Source organism: Wolbachia endosymbiont (group A) of Machimus atricapillus, from assembly GCF_964027095.1.
In the GTDB taxonomy this organism is placed as follows: Bacteria; Pseudomonadota; Alphaproteobacteria; order Rickettsiales; family Anaplasmataceae; genus Wolbachia.
On record NZ_OZ034727.1, the window covers coordinates 245,119 to 260,715 of the forward strand.

General features: G+C 35.3%; 16 protein-coding genes and 1 pseudogene. 6 read left to right on the forward strand and 11 right to left on the reverse strand.

The window, feature by feature from the left end; translation table 11 throughout:
- Positions 1-27: 27 nt before the first annotated feature.
- The 8 genes from rpoD to AAGD68_RS01250 all read right to left on the reverse strand — a co-directional run bounded on the left by rpoD (position 28) and on the right by AAGD68_RS01250 (position 4,700).
- The gene (rpoD, locus tag AAGD68_RS01215) at positions 28-1,971 is read right to left on the reverse strand and encodes an RNA polymerase sigma factor RpoD (RefSeq protein ID WP_265045293.1); all 1,944 of its coding nucleotides are present in this window, start codon (positions 1,969-1,971) and stop codon (positions 28-30) included.
- Positions 1,972-2,094: 123 nt separating this feature from the next.
- Positions 2,095-2,421, reverse strand: a complete 327-nt coding sequence (locus tag AAGD68_RS01220; protein ID WP_253307288.1) for a cation:proton antiporter subunit C — start codon at positions 2,419-2,421, stop codon at positions 2,095-2,097.
- The gene (locus tag AAGD68_RS01225) at positions 2,418-2,837 is read right to left on the reverse strand and encodes a Na(+)/H(+) antiporter subunit B (protein ID WP_164224942.1); all 420 of its coding nucleotides are present in this window, start codon (positions 2,835-2,837) and stop codon (positions 2,418-2,420) included. Before AAGD68_RS01225 ends, AAGD68_RS01220 begins: the two co-directional genes overlap by 4 nt.
- Positions 2,830-3,357 carry a DUF4040 domain-containing protein gene (locus AAGD68_RS01230; protein ID WP_264688399.1) on the reverse strand — a complete coding sequence of 176 codons (528 nt, stop codon included), beginning with the start codon at positions 3,355-3,357 and terminating at the stop codon, positions 2,830-2,832. Before AAGD68_RS01230 ends, AAGD68_RS01225 begins: the two co-directional genes overlap by 8 nt.
- A gap of 1 nt (position 3,358) precedes the next feature.
- On the reverse strand, positions 3,359-3,646 hold the full coding sequence (mnhG, locus tag AAGD68_RS01235) for a monovalent cation/H(+) antiporter subunit G (protein ID WP_096617042.1): 288 nt from the start codon (positions 3,644-3,646) through the stop codon (positions 3,359-3,361).
- 6 nt (positions 3,647-3,652) lie between these two features.
- Complete coding sequence (locus tag AAGD68_RS01240; protein WP_082860906.1) at positions 3,653-3,898, reverse strand: monovalent cation/H+ antiporter complex subunit F; 246 nt, start codon at positions 3,896-3,898, stop codon at positions 3,653-3,655.
- Between the two features lie 28 nt (positions 3,899-3,926).
- Positions 3,927-4,343 (reverse strand): DNA-directed RNA polymerase subunit omega, encoded by a 417-nt coding sequence (rpoZ, locus tag AAGD68_RS01245; RefSeq protein ID WP_253307286.1) that lies wholly within the window; start codon positions 4,341-4,343, stop codon positions 3,927-3,929.
- Between the two features lie 60 nt (positions 4,344-4,403).
- Positions 4,404-4,700, reverse strand: coding sequence for a helix-turn-helix domain-containing protein (locus AAGD68_RS01250; protein ID WP_253310011.1), 297 nt, complete (start codon positions 4,698-4,700; stop codon positions 4,404-4,406).
- A gap of 435 nt (positions 4,701-5,135) precedes the next feature.
- On the opposite strand from AAGD68_RS01250, the gene purE reads away from it, so the two are divergent.
- The 5 genes from purE to AAGD68_RS01275 all read left to right on the forward strand — a co-directional run bounded on the left by purE (position 5,136) and on the right by AAGD68_RS01275 (position 12,145).
- Positions 5,136-5,627 (forward strand): 5-(carboxyamino)imidazole ribonucleotide mutase, encoded by a 492-nt coding sequence (gene purE / locus AAGD68_RS01255; protein WP_253307285.1) that lies wholly within the window; start codon positions 5,136-5,138, stop codon positions 5,625-5,627.
- A gap of 7 nt (positions 5,628-5,634) precedes the next feature.
- Complete coding sequence (gene mutL / locus AAGD68_RS01260) at positions 5,635-7,494, forward strand: DNA mismatch repair endonuclease MutL (RefSeq protein WP_265017345.1); 1,860 nt, start codon at positions 5,635-5,637, stop codon at positions 7,492-7,494.
- A gap of 367 nt (positions 7,495-7,861) precedes the next feature.
- Positions 7,862-8,002, forward strand: a complete 141-nt coding sequence (locus AAGD68_RS01265) for a hypothetical protein (RefSeq protein WP_264736007.1) — start codon at positions 7,862-7,864, stop codon at positions 8,000-8,002.
- Positions 8,003-8,157: 155 nt separating this feature from the next.
- Positions 8,158-8,964, forward strand: coding sequence for an ankyrin repeat domain-containing protein (locus tag AAGD68_RS01270; RefSeq protein WP_265045295.1), 807 nt, complete (start codon positions 8,158-8,160; stop codon positions 8,962-8,964).
- Positions 8,965-9,499: 535 nt separating this feature from the next.
- On the forward strand, positions 9,500-12,145 hold the full coding sequence (locus AAGD68_RS01275) for a 2-oxoglutarate dehydrogenase E1 component (protein WP_265045297.1): 2,646 nt from the start codon (positions 9,500-9,502) through the stop codon (positions 12,143-12,145).
- On the opposite strand, the gene AAGD68_RS01280 is transcribed toward AAGD68_RS01275, so the two are convergent.
- Positions 12,138-12,737, reverse strand: a complete 600-nt coding sequence (locus AAGD68_RS01280) for a TIGR02217 family protein (RefSeq protein ID WP_253307282.1) — start codon at positions 12,735-12,737, stop codon at positions 12,138-12,140. The two genes, AAGD68_RS01275 and AAGD68_RS01280, sit on opposite strands and share 8 nt — an antisense overlap.
- A 52-nt stretch (positions 12,738-12,789) precedes the next feature.
- Positions 12,790-13,035, reverse strand: coding sequence for a hypothetical protein (locus AAGD68_RS01285; protein WP_253307281.1), 246 nt, complete (start codon positions 13,033-13,035; stop codon positions 12,790-12,792).
- Positions 13,036-13,137: 102 nt separating this feature from the next.
- Between AAGD68_RS01285 and AAGD68_RS01290 the strand changes: the two are divergent.
- A pseudogene (locus AAGD68_RS01290) lies at positions 13,138-14,368 on the forward strand (IS256-like element ISWpi15 family transposase).
- On the opposite strand, the gene AAGD68_RS01295 reads toward AAGD68_RS01290, so the two are convergent.
- Entirely contained in the window at positions 14,309-15,499 is a 1,191-nt protein-coding gene (locus tag AAGD68_RS01295) for a hypothetical protein (RefSeq protein ID WP_253309837.1), read from the reverse strand. The pseudogene AAGD68_RS01290 and the gene AAGD68_RS01295 overlap by 60 nt on opposite strands.
- Positions 15,500-15,597: the final 98 nt, after the last annotated feature.

The window sequence follows — 15,597 nt, forward strand, 5'->3', positions numbered from 1 at the left end:
AGCTTCTTCTTAACTTGACACGTATACTTAAAAGAACCCTCTAAGTTTTCTAGCGCGGCTTGGATGTTTCAACTTGCGCAGTGCTTTTGCCTCTATTTGCCTAATTCTCTCACGTGTTACATTAAAAATTTTTCCTACTTCTTCTAAGGTATGCTCCTTCCCATCTTTACCAAGGCCAAAACGCATTCTTAGAATTCTTTCTTCCTTTGGTGTTAAAGTTGCAAGAACATTGGTTGTAATGCCACGCAAGTCAGCAAGTATTGCAGCATCCTCTGGTCTGGAGACTCGCTTATCTTCTATACAATCACCGAAGGTACTACTATCATCCTTTCCTGTTGGAGCTTCAAGACTTACTGGGTCCCTTGCTATTTTCATAACTTTGCGTATTCTTTCCAGTGGCATTGTCAGTTCTACACTTAATTCCTCTAACGTCGGCTCTCTTCCCATCTCATGAGTCATTTTTCTTAATGCTCTGTTGATTTTACTGATAACTTCTACCATATGAACTGGTATTCTAACTACTTTAGACTGCTCAGGTATTGCCCTAGTGATTGATTGTCTTACCCACCAAGTGCCATAAGTTGAAAATTTATATCCACGTTTGTAATCAAACTTATCCACGGCCTTCATAAGACCAATATTGCCTTCTTGTATCAAATCAAGCAGATCAAGGCCTCTTTTTGAATACTTCTTAGCAATGGAAACTACTAGCCTTAAGTTAGCCTTAATCATCTCTTGCTTTGCTTCAGAGACTTCTCGTTCGTGTTTTTGTATTCTCCTGATTAGCTCCTTAAATTCTTGCACGTTATCTTCCTGTATATGCTGCTTAATACCGTTCAAAGTACTAGCTATATGTTCAGAGTTATCGTCTATAAACCTTAAAAATTTGTTTTTTAATTCACCTGTAAAAGAGGACTGATTTTCATTGATCTTTAAAAGAATTATCTTTTTCAATTCGTGCTTTAAAAGCACGTCATCATAAACTTTATAGAAACTTTCTCTATCGATATCGTATTTTCTAGCCTCAGCAATAAGATTAGCCTCTTCAAGCGTGATGGATCTATTTATCTTATAAAGTTCTTGTGTAATTCTGGCAACAGCAGCATCACTTAACTTAATTTGTAATGCTATAGACCATATTTGACTATATAAATTCTCTAGTTCATCAGAGGAATCTTTAGAATTTTTTCTTAATACCAATGCTTCATTTGTTAAAGTAATTATCTCATCCAATGCAACTATGACCTTTGGCAATAAGTCACTTTCCATTTCAAGAATAGAAACATTTAAATTCGCTGAATTTATATCTTCATTATCACCGTCTTTCTCATCATCACTTTTTTTACTATCTTTCTCATCATCACTACAGTACTCAGCATCTTCAGAAACATCCTCAGAATCCTCAACATCTTCAGCACTTTCTTCACTCTCTTTTTTGGGTACCACATTAAAGTCAGAGTTATAAATTGCATCCAGATCTATAATTTCTCTCAGTAAGAGAGCTCCACTACTTAAATCATCACGCCATACTTTTATCACCTTTAATGTTACTGATGTTTCAATTATTGCACGTAACATGTTATGCTTTTCAGATTCAATTTTTTTTGCTATCTCGATTTCATCTGCCCTTGACAAAAGCTTTACAGAGCTCATGTCTTGTAAATAAATCCTCACTGGATCATCATTTTGTACTAAAGTTGCAGTAATATTTGGCGATGTGTCATCATCATCAAGTTTACTATCATCACTGTTGGAAGGAATATCTTCTTCATCTTCGCTACTTTCAAGCACATTAATTCCGGAATCCTGCAATAAAGATATAGCATCATCTATAAAATCAGACGAAAAATTTTCATCTGATAATTTATCATTTATATCATCAAAGGTGACAAAACCACCTTTTTTTATACTTTTAGTTACAAGATCTCTGATAACTTTTTTCTTATCTTCTGCATCATTAATAGTTGACATCATTACCTTTATAGTTTATAATTTTATTTCTTATTAACAAATAAACTTACAACGAGCAAGTCTATAATTTTACTTTTAACTTGTGGCTATTCGTTACTTCATATAGTTTAAGATACTGTTAATTTATGTACACTTGTCTTGATCAATTGTTCCATACTTTTCTTCCATTTTTACTGCTATGGACAATCCAACTGAAAATGTTGCAATTCCAACCACTATAGCAGTAAGCATTAAAACATGAGGTATAGGATTGCTATATGAATAAAAATTTGAAACCAATATAGGAGGCAAAGAACTTTTTATATATCCTAGAGATATGTAAAACAACAAAACAGATGCTTGGAAGACGCTTACCCCTATCATTTTCTTGATTAAATTTTTATCGTTTATAATAATATATAAACCTAGCACCATTAATACAATAATAATCGTATAATTATATAAAGTCATTGTTTTTTCCTACGAGCAAAATTCATATATATAATTAACATAGAGGAGCAGACAGTAAATGCTACACCTAATTCCACCAAAAAAATACCCAATTTTTGACCGGTTCTATTATTGGCTGACAAGATATCATAAGATAAAAAATTTTGGCCAAGTAAAGTTGTTGCAACGCCCGTTCCTCCATAAATTAAAATACCTAACACGTTAGTCAATCTAATCACAGAATAAGGTATTGCTTTTAGAGTTGTAGATACACCAAATAGCATTGAATATAATATTATCCCGGAGGCAATAATTATTCCTGCTTGAAAACCTCCACCCGGAGTGTAATCACCGTGAAATTGTATGTATAAACCAAATAAAATGATAAAAGGTATCATCAAAAATGTTACTGCATTTAATATCGGATCTTTAATCATTGTCTTTTTCTTCTTTTAATATCAACGTTATACAAAGCGCAGCAGTAAAAACTACTATAGTTTCTCCAAACGTGTCATAACCACGAAAGCTTGCCAAAACAGCTGTCACTATATTAGGAATACCGGTAGCTTTTTCGGTATTTTCCACATAATAAGGAGCAACATGCAAGTGGATCGGAGCATTGTGGCTGCCAAAATCTGGCAATTGAATCATAAAATATGACAAACATACAGCCAGAAATAACATAAAAAAAAGCGTTATAGGGTTATGAGATAGATTTACTTTATGATTCTTTATCAAGGAGAGTGCTGCAAACGTAAAAATCGTACTGAGCCCCGCACCAACAGAAGCTTCAGTAATTGCAACATCAGGTGCATTCATAATTAAGTATATAAGCGCAATAAGTGAACTAAATACACACATTAGAACAGCACTTACGACTAAATGTCGCGAGAAGACTATAAAAACCGTAACTGTTAGTAACAACAAAAGTAGCACTACATTTAATATTTCTAACACCTTAACCTTCTTTAACAGTTTTTTTCTTAACTTTATAATAAGTGCGCGCTAAAATATAGCCATTAGTTGAGCTAGCTACCCATATTATAAGAATTAATAATATTATTTTAACAGTATTGATTGAAAATCCATTCTGCAAAGCAAAACCAATTAACAATAGCGTTGCACCGCTAGAATCTGTAATACCTGCTGCATGTAACCTAGTATAGAAATCAGGAAATCTAATTACTCCCACACTTGAAATGATTACTGAACAAATGCCTAAAAATATAAGAACGGATCCTATCATAAATTATTAAAACAACATTAATCTCATTAGTGCTATAGTTGATATAAAGCTAACGCTAGCATACAACAATGCTATATCAATTAAAAAAAAATTATTCAGAATGATTGATATTGCTGTTATGAGTACAACTACTTGCGTTGAGAAATTATTGAACGCTAAAACCTTATTGTACACATCACTTGACTTAGACACTATGCGGCACAACATTATACTCATACAGAACAACAGTGTATAGATAGCAATGTGAAGCATTTAAAGACTATGTAACTTCAGTAGATTTCTAAACGGATACTTCTTCATCGCCATCTTGATCATTTATTTCATCATCTATTTCACCATCCACTTCATAATCTTGGCTTTCTTGACTTGCATCAAGATCTGTGTTAAATTGACCATCAGAAAAATTTAATAAATTCGCTAGCTTACTTGTATTACTGCTGTAAACATTATTCATATTTCCTTTCATGTACTCCTTGCATCTACCTACCAAAAGGTTAAATAGCTCATGAGTATCCACCTGTTTTTCTGCTATTTCATATAAGGAAACTATGGTGTTTTTATGGTCTTTAAACTGAACTGTTTGAACTGGATTACTTGCTCCTGTATTTAAATCATGTGTTCTTTGACTTGCCAATAGAACCAATTTGAAACGGTTACTTACCTGTTCTGTACACTTTTCTACAATAGACTCAGCCATAAGATACTACCTTAATAAGTTTTATACTATATCACAAAAAACAAGTTGTCAACTTTGTATCTATTGCGATTCAACTTCATGTTTTACTTTTTCTGCCTCAGATTTTATTTCTTGGCTTTCTGTCATCGTGATTGTTATTTCATGATCAAGTTTTTTTAGAAATCCTAACAATCGCTCTAAAGAAAAACCATCTATTTTACCATTTTTAATTTGTGATACCTTTGGCTGATCAATACCAAGTTTCTCAGCTGCAAAAGCCTGAGTCCAAGCATTTTTTTCTATAATTTTATTTATTATATAAAGCAACTTTGTTTTTATTGCTGCACTGTCTAAGTTATTTAACGATATTATTTCCATAATTCTTACACTCACATATCAATTAACTTTATTAAATATTATAGCATAATATTTAATATACCAAGATATTAATATCATATAACTTGTCAATAATTATATGATATCAAATTTAAAACTTTAAGTTGATTGTATATTAATATTTCAATCAAATTTCTAGTAATTTTAAATTACCATTTTACCATCAGCCTCTCTGAAAAAATCATTTACAGAAAGAACAAGCTAAAATTACAAAGCTTGAAATACAAAAATAATTATTTTATAAATTTATCTTACATAAGAAGTTTATATCTCTATATCTTAACATAGATATTTATTTAAATTTTTAAAATTTCTATTTTAACGAGAATTCTATATACTATATTTATAATATAACTTAAATATTTGTTGCTTTTTAGCTGGAACACTATTTAGTTAGTAAGTAAAATTGTGTTGAATATGACAAAAATAAAAAAAGATGTTGCTGTTATTATGGGAAGTGAGTCAGATTACACCACTATGGTCCATACCGTCGATATGCTAAAAGCATTAGAAGTTTCACATGACATATTCATAATATCTGCACATAGAACACCAGAAAGGCTCTTCAATTTTGCTAAATCTGCACAAGAAGAAGGTTTCAAGGTTATTATAGCTGGTGCAGGAGGTGCAGCTCATTTACCTGGTATGGTTGCGTCATTAACTTGTTTACCAGTTATCGGCGTTCCTGTGCATAGTAAACAATTAAATGGGCTGGACAGTCTACTCTCTATAGTTCAAATGCCAAAGGGTGTTCCAGTTGCAACCATGTCTATAGGAGAAAATGGAGCATATAATGCTGCCATTACCGCCGTATCTATATTGTCAATTTCCAACAGTGAAATTGCAGGTAGGTTAAAAAAGTGGAGAGAGAGACAGACCAAAGAAGTAAAAGAAAAACCAGTTTCATAATAAATCTATGGCAATAATCCTTCTAGACACAAAAACCATAAACCGTATAGCAGCGGGGGAGGTGATAGAAAGGCCAGCAAGTGTAGTAAAGGAATTAGTGGAAAATGCAATAGATGCTGGAAGTTTAGAAATAGAGATCAAAATAGAAAGTGGTGGGCGTAACCTTATTATTGTGACAGATGATGGTAACGGAGTAGAAAAAAACGATTTAGAACTTGCGTTTATGCGCCATGCTACTTCAAAATTGAGCGATAGTGAGTTGATAGAAATCAAGCATCTTGGCTTTAGAGGAGAAGCTCTGCCTTCAATAGCAGCAGTAAGTAGGATAAAATTATCGTCTAAAGCAAGCGGAGCAAGTGAAGCATGGTCTATAAGTTATGAGGGTGGAGAAAAGATGGGGGAGCTAACTCCTTACTCTTTATCACAAGGGACACATATTGAAGTACGAGATTTGTTTTTCGCTACCCCAAATAGACTAAAATTTCTAAAAACCGAAAGAGCAGAAACTCAAAGCATTGTTGATATTGTAAACAACCTAGCAATGGTTAACTATCATATAGGGTTTACTCTCACTTCAGGTAATAAAAAGCTCTTAAAATACGCTAAGCAGACTTCGTTATTTCATAGATTGTGTGAAGTAGAAGAAGAATTTCAGGGCAATTCTTTGGAGGTCAATGAAGAAGAAGACGGCATCAAACTTACGGGACACATCTGTAAGCCAACCGTCAATCGTGGTAAGTCAACTCAGATCTATACATTTGTTAATGGAAGGCCAATTAAAGATAATTTACTTATTGGTGCGGTTAGGTATGCATATCATGATTTTATTCCAAGCGATAGGTATCCTTTTGCAGCGTTACATTTAGAGATACCTTATGATCAAGTAGATGTAAATGTGCATCCAAATAAGTCAGAAGTAAGGTTTCAGAATAAGAAGCTCATATATGAGATAGTGACAAGAGGATTAATCAAAGCATTGTCAAGAAGGATAGGCACCTTTGATGTCATTCCAGCTAGTGACCAGAAAACTACTAATACAATAGAGGGTTTTTTGAAAGGTTCATTATCAGATCCTTTTGATAAATCTGATGTTCAAAATGAATTTTATGAAAGAAGGCCAAGTCCTTTTGAAAATCAACTAATAAAAGAATTTGCTTCTCCAAATGAAAAAGCAAAAGGCTTATCAGAACAGTCAAAATCGTTTGATTATACCGGCATACAGAAATCCCCATCACAAGCGGAAATTATGGTTCTAGAAAAAAAGGTGTTAGAGCAAGTTGATTTGATAGAGAGCCACCCGCTCGGGTTTGCACGCTGTCAGGTCTATAATACTTACATTATTGCCGAGGTAAGAGACAAATTGATTATAGTTGATCAGCATGCAGCCCACGAGAGATTAGTATATGAATGCCTAAAACAAAAATCAAGTATAAAAAGACAAAAACTACTTCTTCCTGAAACGGTTGAAATCAAAAATCAAGCTGGAATGGAGATGATTGAAATCTATAAAGATAAGTTATTTGAAATGGGTTTTGATATTGAAATCAAATCAGAGAATAAAGTGATAGTAAAAGAAATCCCTGCAATTTTGGGAGCAATAGATGTGAAAGAGATGCTAATTAATATAGTGGGTAGATTAACGGAAATAGAAGATACATTGCCAGTAGAAGACAAAGTGAACAAGATATTGGCTACTATCGCTTGTCATGGATCAATTAGAGCAGGCAGGAAAATGAGGTTAGAGGAGATGAATGAGCTGCTGAGACAAATGGAAAAAACTCCATATTCCGGGCAATGCAACCACGGAAGACCAACTTATATAGAAATGAAACTCAGTGATATTGAAAAACTGTTTGAGCGCAGGTAATGAGGTTGCCATAAATATGTAAGTGCTCTTTCCTCGTCATCCAAGTAGCTCATAGAAACGGATTAAACGAAAAACGACTTGACAAACTCCGCCAGCTCCCTTATCATGACAATAAGGGTATTTATGACTCAAAACTTGTTTTTGACCTGCAGGCTCAATGACAAAATTCAGTAAAAAACTTAGGGTATTTATTGGCGGATTACATAAAATTATAGCGGCTGCATGTCTTTTTTATTTTTTCTACATTCAGCCAAATCGCGCTTATTTTAAGCGTTAGCACATTATTACAGCGCCACTTACAGTAATATAGAGTCAAAACGCTACTCGGGGCTTCTTTTGCCTTTTTTTTCATTTGGTAAATTTCTTAATGTTTATAGCTCAAAGAGAGGTGTCATTCCAGCACTTGATGCTGGAATCCAGGAATTTTATCAAGTATAAAAGTTATGTTAAAATGCACCATTTATGGAAAACTAGATCCCAGTGTCTGGGCACTGGGATGACATCATAGGGGCACTGGGATGACACCCTTTCCTAGATGGAGATAAATTACAATGTTTGTACAGTTATGGGATTGCGCAGTGGATGCAGTTTAACATAAAAAGCTTTGCTTTTTGAAATTTTGGGTTATACTCAACTTCAACACTATTAGCAGGGGTAATGATCATGAATAAAGAAGAAGCTTTAAAAATTTTGGAACTAACAGATAGCCATGACGTTATCTCTAAAGCCAGAAAGAAATTATTTGATAGTGAAAAAAACTCAGATGTATTAAAAACGCAGATCGAGGCATATAAATCGCTTACCGATAGTCAAGCAGAAGCTTTTTCGGATCTTGTAATATCAGCTATTAACAGTAATGAGCTAGATTTTCTGAAGTTGTTGCTGAAGACAGTAAAAAATGATGATAAATTTAACTATTTGAATACAGAAGGTACTGGTGGCAGTATACCATTGAACTTTGCATTAAGATATACAGGTTATAAGAATGAGTCAAGAGTTAAGATCATAGCTTTGCTTTTAGAGCATGGTGCTAATCCTAATACGAGAGATCGAGAAGGTAAATCATCATTACACTATGTTATTAATAATAGTGATGGCGTTTCTTGCCACAAAGTTACTGAATCACTTTTAAATAAAGGTGCTGACCCTAATGCAAAAGATAGTCAAGGTAAAACACTGTTGCATTACTTATTTGAAGATAAAAGTCACGATCGTGTTGAAATTGCAAAATTGCTGTTGAGGAAAGGCGCTAACCCAGACTTAAAAGATCATTACAATAAAAGACCAGTAGATTATGCTGAACACAACAGTAAAGTTGGGCAGCTATTTGGTGCCGTTGATCGTGATACGGTGTTACTATACTCTGGTGGTATAGTGATTTTTCGCTTTTTAGTATCTGCTGCGCACTTGAGGCTGCAGTTGGAGATTTCAGAAAAGCAGATAAAATCGGGTTTGCCATTTTTACAGTAAGTACTGCTGCTGTTGCATTATATTGCGCATACTGTGCAATAAAAACTGCGTTTTTTTCAAAACCCTCACCAGATTTTACCGAAGCTAGAGCAGAATTTCTTAATAGTCAATCACCAAATCCAGCAGGTGCAGCTTAATAATTATAGCTAAAGTAATCTAGGTTTACCGTCATTCCGCTACTTGTTAGCGGATGAGATACCGTGAATAAATCACGGTATGACGGTTCGCGGTGGTATAGTAATTCGTCATCCCGCTACTTGTTAGCGGGATCTATGCTAAGAGATACCACGGCGGTATGACGGTTCGCGGTGGTATAGTAATTCGTCATTCCGCTACTTGTTAGCGGGATCTATGCTAAGAGATACCGCGAATGAATCACGGTATGACTTAGATTGCTGATAAATCGTCATTCCGCTACTTGTTAGCGGATGAGATACCGTGAATAAATCACGGTATGACGTATAGAAACTAAAAAAGTTCTTTTTTAAAAAACTTAAGTTATACTTATAAGTATTTGATACTTTTTATAGTGATTATGTCGAATTTAAGCTGCCTTTATGGTGATAATGCAGAATTTGTGGAAGAAATGTATAGCCGTTATCTGCAGGGCGATAAATCAATCGGGGAAGATTGGTATAGAATTTTTTCAAGCAATTTAGAAGTTAATAAAGCAGAGCCCTGCAATGCAACTAAGGTAGATGATTCAGTTTCTAGTTTAGCAAATTTCTTCAGGTCCTATGGTCACTTTTTTGCAGACTTAAACCCATTGTCACCAAGTGAGAATCAATTAATAGATTACCAAAAATATTCAAATCTATCTCCGGCAAGTGACGCTGAAATCTATAGAGATATTTACTGCAAGAATATCGGTTTTGAATTTATGCATATCTCCTCTTATGAGGAGAGAATATGGCTGCAGGAAAAGATCGAAAATCAAACCTATACGCTGAGTTCACAAGATAAAAAGGAAATCCTGAGGCACTTGATCGAATCTGAGATGCTCGAGCAATTTCTCCATATGAAATTTCCTGGATATAAACGTTTTTCTATCGAAGGTGGGGAATCAGCTATCGTTGCTATTGAAAAAATTATTAGTGATTCTGCAGCTTTTAGTATTGAAGAAATAGTCCTTGGCATGGCTCACCGCGGACGGCTCAATGTTCTAACCAAAGTTATGGGCAAAGAATATGCGGCAATGCTATCTGAATTTCAAGGCAACCTTGCATACCCAAGTGGTCTTGAGGTGTCTGGTGATGTTAAATATCACCTTGGCTATTCTTCTGATCGAGCACTTACAGGTGGCAAAAAAATACATTTAAGTTTATGCCCTAACCCATCTCACCTTGAAGCGGTGAATCCGGTTTTGGCTGGAAGAATAAGAGCAAAACAGAATATAAGGTCTGTGCTTGGCATATCAATTCATGGTGATGCGGCTTTCATCGGTCAAGGTGTCGTTGCCGAGACCTTGAGCCTAAGCAACATTGAAGGTTATAAAGTGGGTGGTATTGTGCACATTGTTATAAACAATCAAGTTGGTTTTACTGCTAACCCATGCTGCGCACGATCCTCTTTTTATTGCACTGACATAGCAAAATCAATAGAAGCTCCGGTTTTCCATGTGAATGGAGATAACCCGGAAGCTGTGAGTTTTGCTGCAAGTCTGGCGATGGAATATAGGCAGAAATTTAAAAAGGACGTAGTGATTGATATAATATGCTACCGCAAATACGGCCATAATGAAGGCGATGAACCGAATTTCACTCAGCCACTTATGTATAAGCTGATATCAAAACATAAAACTCCTGGAACATTGTATGAAGAAAAATTGACTGCAGAGAAAGTATTAGATGGCGATGAAGTAAATAAATTGCGCAGTGAGTTCAGGGCAAAATTAGATAAAAGTCTTGCTGAATCAGTGACTTACACTCCAAAAAAAGCTGACTGGTTCGGTGGAGTGTGGTCAAAATTAAGAAGAGCAAAGCTGAACGATTTGAGCGAATACTACACGGATTCTGGTGTTCCGCCAGATGAGTTGAAAAAATTGGGTGTGCATATAAATAGCAATATTCCAAGTAGCTTTAACATTAACAATAAGGTTAGAAAAATACTCGATGGAAGAATAGACAGCATAAATTCTGGTAGCAATATAGACTGGGCAACTGCCGAAAGTCTTGCATTTGCGTCACTGCTTACAGAAGGAATAGGAGTGCGTTTATCAGGACAAGATTCTGGTCGTGGGACTTTCTCGCACCGTCATTCAAGGCTTGTTGATCAGGCAACAGAAGAAGCGTTTATTCCGCTAAACAATATAAATGAAAAGCAAGCTCACTTTGAGGTCATAGATAGCGCTTTATCAGAGTATGCTGTAATGGGCTTTGAATATGGATATAGTCTTGATTCTCCGTATTCACTGGTGCTCTGGGAAGGACAATTTGGTGATTTTGCAAATGGTGCACAAATTATGATCGACCAGTTTATCGCATCTGCAGAAACAAAGTGGTTGCGATCAAGCGGTCTAGTTCTATTGTTGCCCCACGGTTATGAAGGGCAAGGACCTGAGCATAGCTCCGCACGTATAGAGAGATTTTTGCAACTCTGCGCAGAGGATAATATGCAGGTAGTTAATTGTTCCACTCCGGCGAATTACTTCCATGTCTTACGCAGACAAATGCATAGAGACTTTCGTAAGCCTTTAGTAGTGTTTACACCTAAATCACTATTGCGTCATAAAAGAGCAGTTTCTAACCTATCTGACTTTGAAGGAAAATTCCTCACGGTAATTCCAGAATGTAGAACAGGTTTAGTTTCAAATAATGAAATACGTAAAGTTGTAATATGCAGTGGTAAAGTTTATTACGATATAATTGAAATGCTTGAAACACAAAAAATAAACGATATAGCAGTGATACGTTTAGAACAATTCTATCCGTTTCCAGCCGATAAATTAAGCAGCGAACTTGAAAAGTACAAGAACGCTGAAATTATATGGTGTCAAGAAGAACCAAAAAATATGGGGGGATGGTTTTTTGTCAACCCATTGATAGACGAGGTGTTATCTGACCTCAATATTCAAGCAAAAAGACCTAAGTGTATCGCAAGACCTGCTGCTGCATCTCCTGCATGTGGTTATGCTAGTGTTCACACTCAGCAACAGGAGGAAATTTTAAAGCAGCTTAATTAAACTTCACCTCTACTAGTGGAATGTTATTCCAGCTATTGCTTCCATAGTCATCAATAGAAGCGTTTAAGTAATCTGTATCAAAGCGCACGGGCACATCAAATTCGAAGCTCGCAGTGATTATCGCATCTTTTACTGGTGGCTTCATAAATGTTATTTCTCCCGTTGAATAATTTACTGAATATTCACTCTCTTCTTTACCATTTAAATAAATCTTTACTGTCCCATGTACTGGCTTTTTGATCATGCGTATATGCTTATCTTCCCCACTTACATAAGTTTTGATTAGCTGAAAAGTCGTTTTTTTGTTATCTCCTATACCAATCTTTTGATTAATGGCTATAAAATCTGACCAATCCTTAAAACGAAACCCTATTGCTTTACCTTTTCGTGCATGAAAAAATGTTATGAGTTCTGTTAGCTGCTCGTTTGATCTGACCCCGTAAGCTATGTTGTATCTAGTGCGTGCATGAGACCAATTGATGTTGCGCTGTTCACAACCGTTATGAGTTGTTACAACGTCAGTGGAAAATTCCGGTCCTCCAGTGGAACCATAAGATATATTTTCTGGAAATCTAATTTCTGTGAATGACATATGTCCTCCTATGAAAGTAAAATTGAGGTGGTGTAGTAAAACAGGAAAGATCTTAAATTTTTAAAGTTGCTTTATTAATAAGACCGTGCATTTTTAATCCTATTTCTTCTAGAAAAGTAAGGGTACTATTTTCTTCTAACTCACTTTTCAGTTCGTTAATGTTCTTATGACTCTGCGTTAATTGATATACACAAACACATCCAACGACTAAAGCAATTCCAGTAAGACATGCAAAAGGAATTGCTTGAGTAATGATAGCAGCTATAGCAGATGCTGTGAATACTATAGCAGCTATCACAGCAACTGTGCCATAAACAGCTTCTTTCTTGGGAGTGTTAAATAAACTGTGTCAAACCGAAAAAAAAGTAATAAATTGATATAAAAAAATGGAGGTTTGACAATGAGTCAGAAAGTAGTAAACAGAACTACCGGTTTGGTAGATTATAAAGAATTAGAAACAAATATCCTGTCGTCTATACGAGAAGGAAGACCGTTGACAGGAAGAGATGGAGCATTAACACCGTTTATAAAAAAGTTGCTGGAGGTAAGCCTGGAAGGTGAAATAGAAAACCACTTGTCGGCTGAAAGCGAAGAGAATAATCGAAGAAATGGGAGGAATGCAAAGACTTTACGTACAAGCGCAGGGTCATTTGAACTTTTGACGCCAAGAGATAGGGAAGGAAGTTTCGAACCACAAATAGTCAAAAAAAGGCAAACAAACTTACATCCAGAGCTTGAAACGAAGATTTTGAGCACATTTGCCAGTGGTATGGGCTATAGAGATATAGTGTCACATGTTGAGGAAATTTATGATCACAAAATATCGGTGGCAGAGATATCAAGTATTACTGACAAATTGCTACCAGTAATCAACGAATGGCGTAGTCGCCCGCTGCAGTCTGTATATCCGATAGTTTTCATGGTTTTTTAAAGTCAAAGAGGACGGGCATTGCGTAAGTAAATGCATGTATAACATATTAGGCATAGATCAAAATGGCAAAAAAGAAGTATTAGGTTTTTATTTGGCTGAAAGTGAAGGAGCTAACTTCTGGTTGGGAGTGCTAAATGACCTCAAAGAAAGAGGAGTAGAAGATATCCTTATTGCCTGCGTTGATGGGCTGAAAAGCTTTCCTGCAGCTATAAACAGTGTCTTTCCTAATGCGGAAGTGCAGATGTGTATAGTGCATCAGATACGCAACTCACTGAAGTATGTGGCCAGTAAAGATGCGAAGAGTTTTTTGAGCGATTTAAAGAAGGTATATCAAGCTTCAAGCAAGGAAATTGCCGAGAATTATCTGTTGGAATTGGATGAAAAATGGGGCACAAAGTACCCTATGGTTATAAAATCTTGGCAGAATAATTGGGAAAACTTGTCTGGTTATTTTAAGTATTCTGGTCCAGTTAGGAGGATAATCTACACCACCAATCCCATAGAGGGGCTACATAGGCAAATTAGGAAATTCACTAAGACCAAAGGCTCATTTACCAGCATAAATGCCTTGCATAAGCAGGTATATTGTGCTATAAAGAAGGCAGAGGAAAAGTGGACGATGCCTGTACATGATTGGGCATTAACTATCTCTCAACTTGATGTTTTCTTTCCTGGCAGATTGAAAATTGAGTTGAACTAAAAATGCGGTTTGACACAGTTTATTTAACACTCCCTCTTTCTTGTAATTATTAATTAATTTTTTTTGTATTTCTTTTTGTTGTGTTTTTTGTTCTTGCTGATGAGAGGAAGGGATTTCTTTATCTATGTGAATTTGTAAAACCGGCGCACTAGTACTGGTATTAATTATTTCTTGTTGTACTTTTTGCTCTGATTGATTAGAAGTAGGAATTTCTCTATCCGTATAAACAGTCGCACTAGCGCTGGCATTAATTCCTTCTTGTCGTGTTTTTTGCTCTAGTTGATGAGAAAAAGGGATTTCTTTATCCGTATAAACAGTCGCATTAGTGCTGGTATTAATTCTTTCTTGTTGTACTTCTTGCTCTGGTTGATTAGAAGGAGGAACTCTTTTATCTGTACTAAAAATTTCTTCACTAGAAACTTGTTGATCTTCTTTTATATCTTCAGAAATTCCACTAAGGAGTGGTACAAAATGTTGCATGTAATTCACTACTCCTACAGTTTTTTTACTATTATCTATCTTTAATTGATCAAGATTCACATCTTGTATAAAAACTTCTAGATCATCATCATGTGCTGTAATTTTAGTTACTGTAACTTTTTGACTATCTTCCTCTATTGAATAAATATAAAGCTCCACTTCATACTTATCACATATCATTCTCCCTTCAACCCCTGGGCGACCCCATATAGGTGGGCTAGCTTCTGTAGCCATACTTCTAATATCTTTTAAATATCTATCAAAAGATGCAATATTGTCTGGTATAATATTGTTCTGGTTATCTTTCATTACATTTCCGTTTGAACCTATCATAGGTACAGCATATCCTTCAGCAATATTTTTTGTTATTTCATTAAAAACCCATCGTGAGTCCTTTTTGTTTTCAGCATAATCTGCACAATCTTTTCTTAATGATTTTGCGGTAAAACGATAACCAGGTTTTATATTTAACTCATTCAACCCTTGAGCCACGGAGTCAAAAAAGCAATCTCCTGTCTTTATAGCAATTCCTATGTTTAGATTTTTGGGACAAGCATTTTTTAAATTATGCAGTAAATCACTTGATTTTTTCTTTTCTTTGATTTGTCGAAAAAGAGCAATTGGTTCTCTTGTATAATTAGGCTCTTTCATATTGTAACCTCAGAATGGTAGCTATATGTTAAGTTTAACACTTTTTAATGGATTAGTCAACCTTTGCAGGCTAAGGTTATGCTCGACTGTAGGCATCA

Coding starts and splice junctions, on each gene's coding strand:
- rpoD (WP_265045293.1), bottom strand. CDS start 1,971: ATGTCAACTATTAATGATGCAGAAGATAAGAAAAAAGTTATCAGAGAT.
- AAGD68_RS01220 (WP_253307288.1), bottom strand. CDS start 2,421: ATGACTTTATATAATTATACGATTATTATTGTATTAATGGTGCTAGGT.
- AAGD68_RS01225 (WP_164224942.1), bottom strand. CDS start 2,837: ATGATTAAAGATCCGATATTAAATGCAGTAACATTTTTGATGATACCT.
- mnhG (WP_096617042.1), bottom strand. CDS start 3,646: ATGATAGGATCCGTTCTTATATTTTTAGGCATTTGTTCAGTAATCATT.
- AAGD68_RS01240 (WP_082860906.1), bottom strand. CDS start 3,898: ATGCTTCACATTGCTATCTATACACTGTTGTTCTGTATGAGTATAATG.
- rpoZ (WP_253307286.1), bottom strand. CDS start 4,343: ATGGCTGAGTCTATTGTAGAAAAGTGTACAGAACAGGTAAGTAACCGT.
- AAGD68_RS01250 (WP_253310011.1), bottom strand. CDS start 4,700: ATGGAAATAATATCGTTAAATAACTTAGACAGTGCAGCAATAAAAACA.
- purE (WP_253307285.1), top strand. CDS start 5,136: ATGACAAAAATAAAAAAAGATGTTGCTGTTATTATGGGAAGTGAGTCA.
- mutL (WP_265017345.1), top strand. CDS start 5,635: ATGGCAATAATCCTTCTAGACACAAAAACCATAAACCGTATAGCAGCG.
- AAGD68_RS01265 (WP_264736007.1), top strand. CDS start 7,862: ATGTTTATAGCTCAAAGAGAGGTGTCATTCCAGCACTTGATGCTGGAA.
- AAGD68_RS01270 (WP_265045295.1), top strand. CDS start 8,158: ATGAATAAAGAAGAAGCTTTAAAAATTTTGGAACTAACAGATAGCCAT.
- AAGD68_RS01275 (WP_265045297.1), top strand. CDS start 9,500: ATGTCGAATTTAAGCTGCCTTTATGGTGATAATGCAGAATTTGTGGAA.
- AAGD68_RS01280 (WP_253307282.1), bottom strand. CDS start 12,737: ATGTCATTCACAGAAATTAGATTTCCAGAAAATATATCTTATGGTTCC.
- AAGD68_RS01295 (WP_253309837.1), bottom strand. CDS start 15,499: ATGAAAGAGCCTAATTATACAAGAGAACCAATTGCTCTTTTTCGACAA.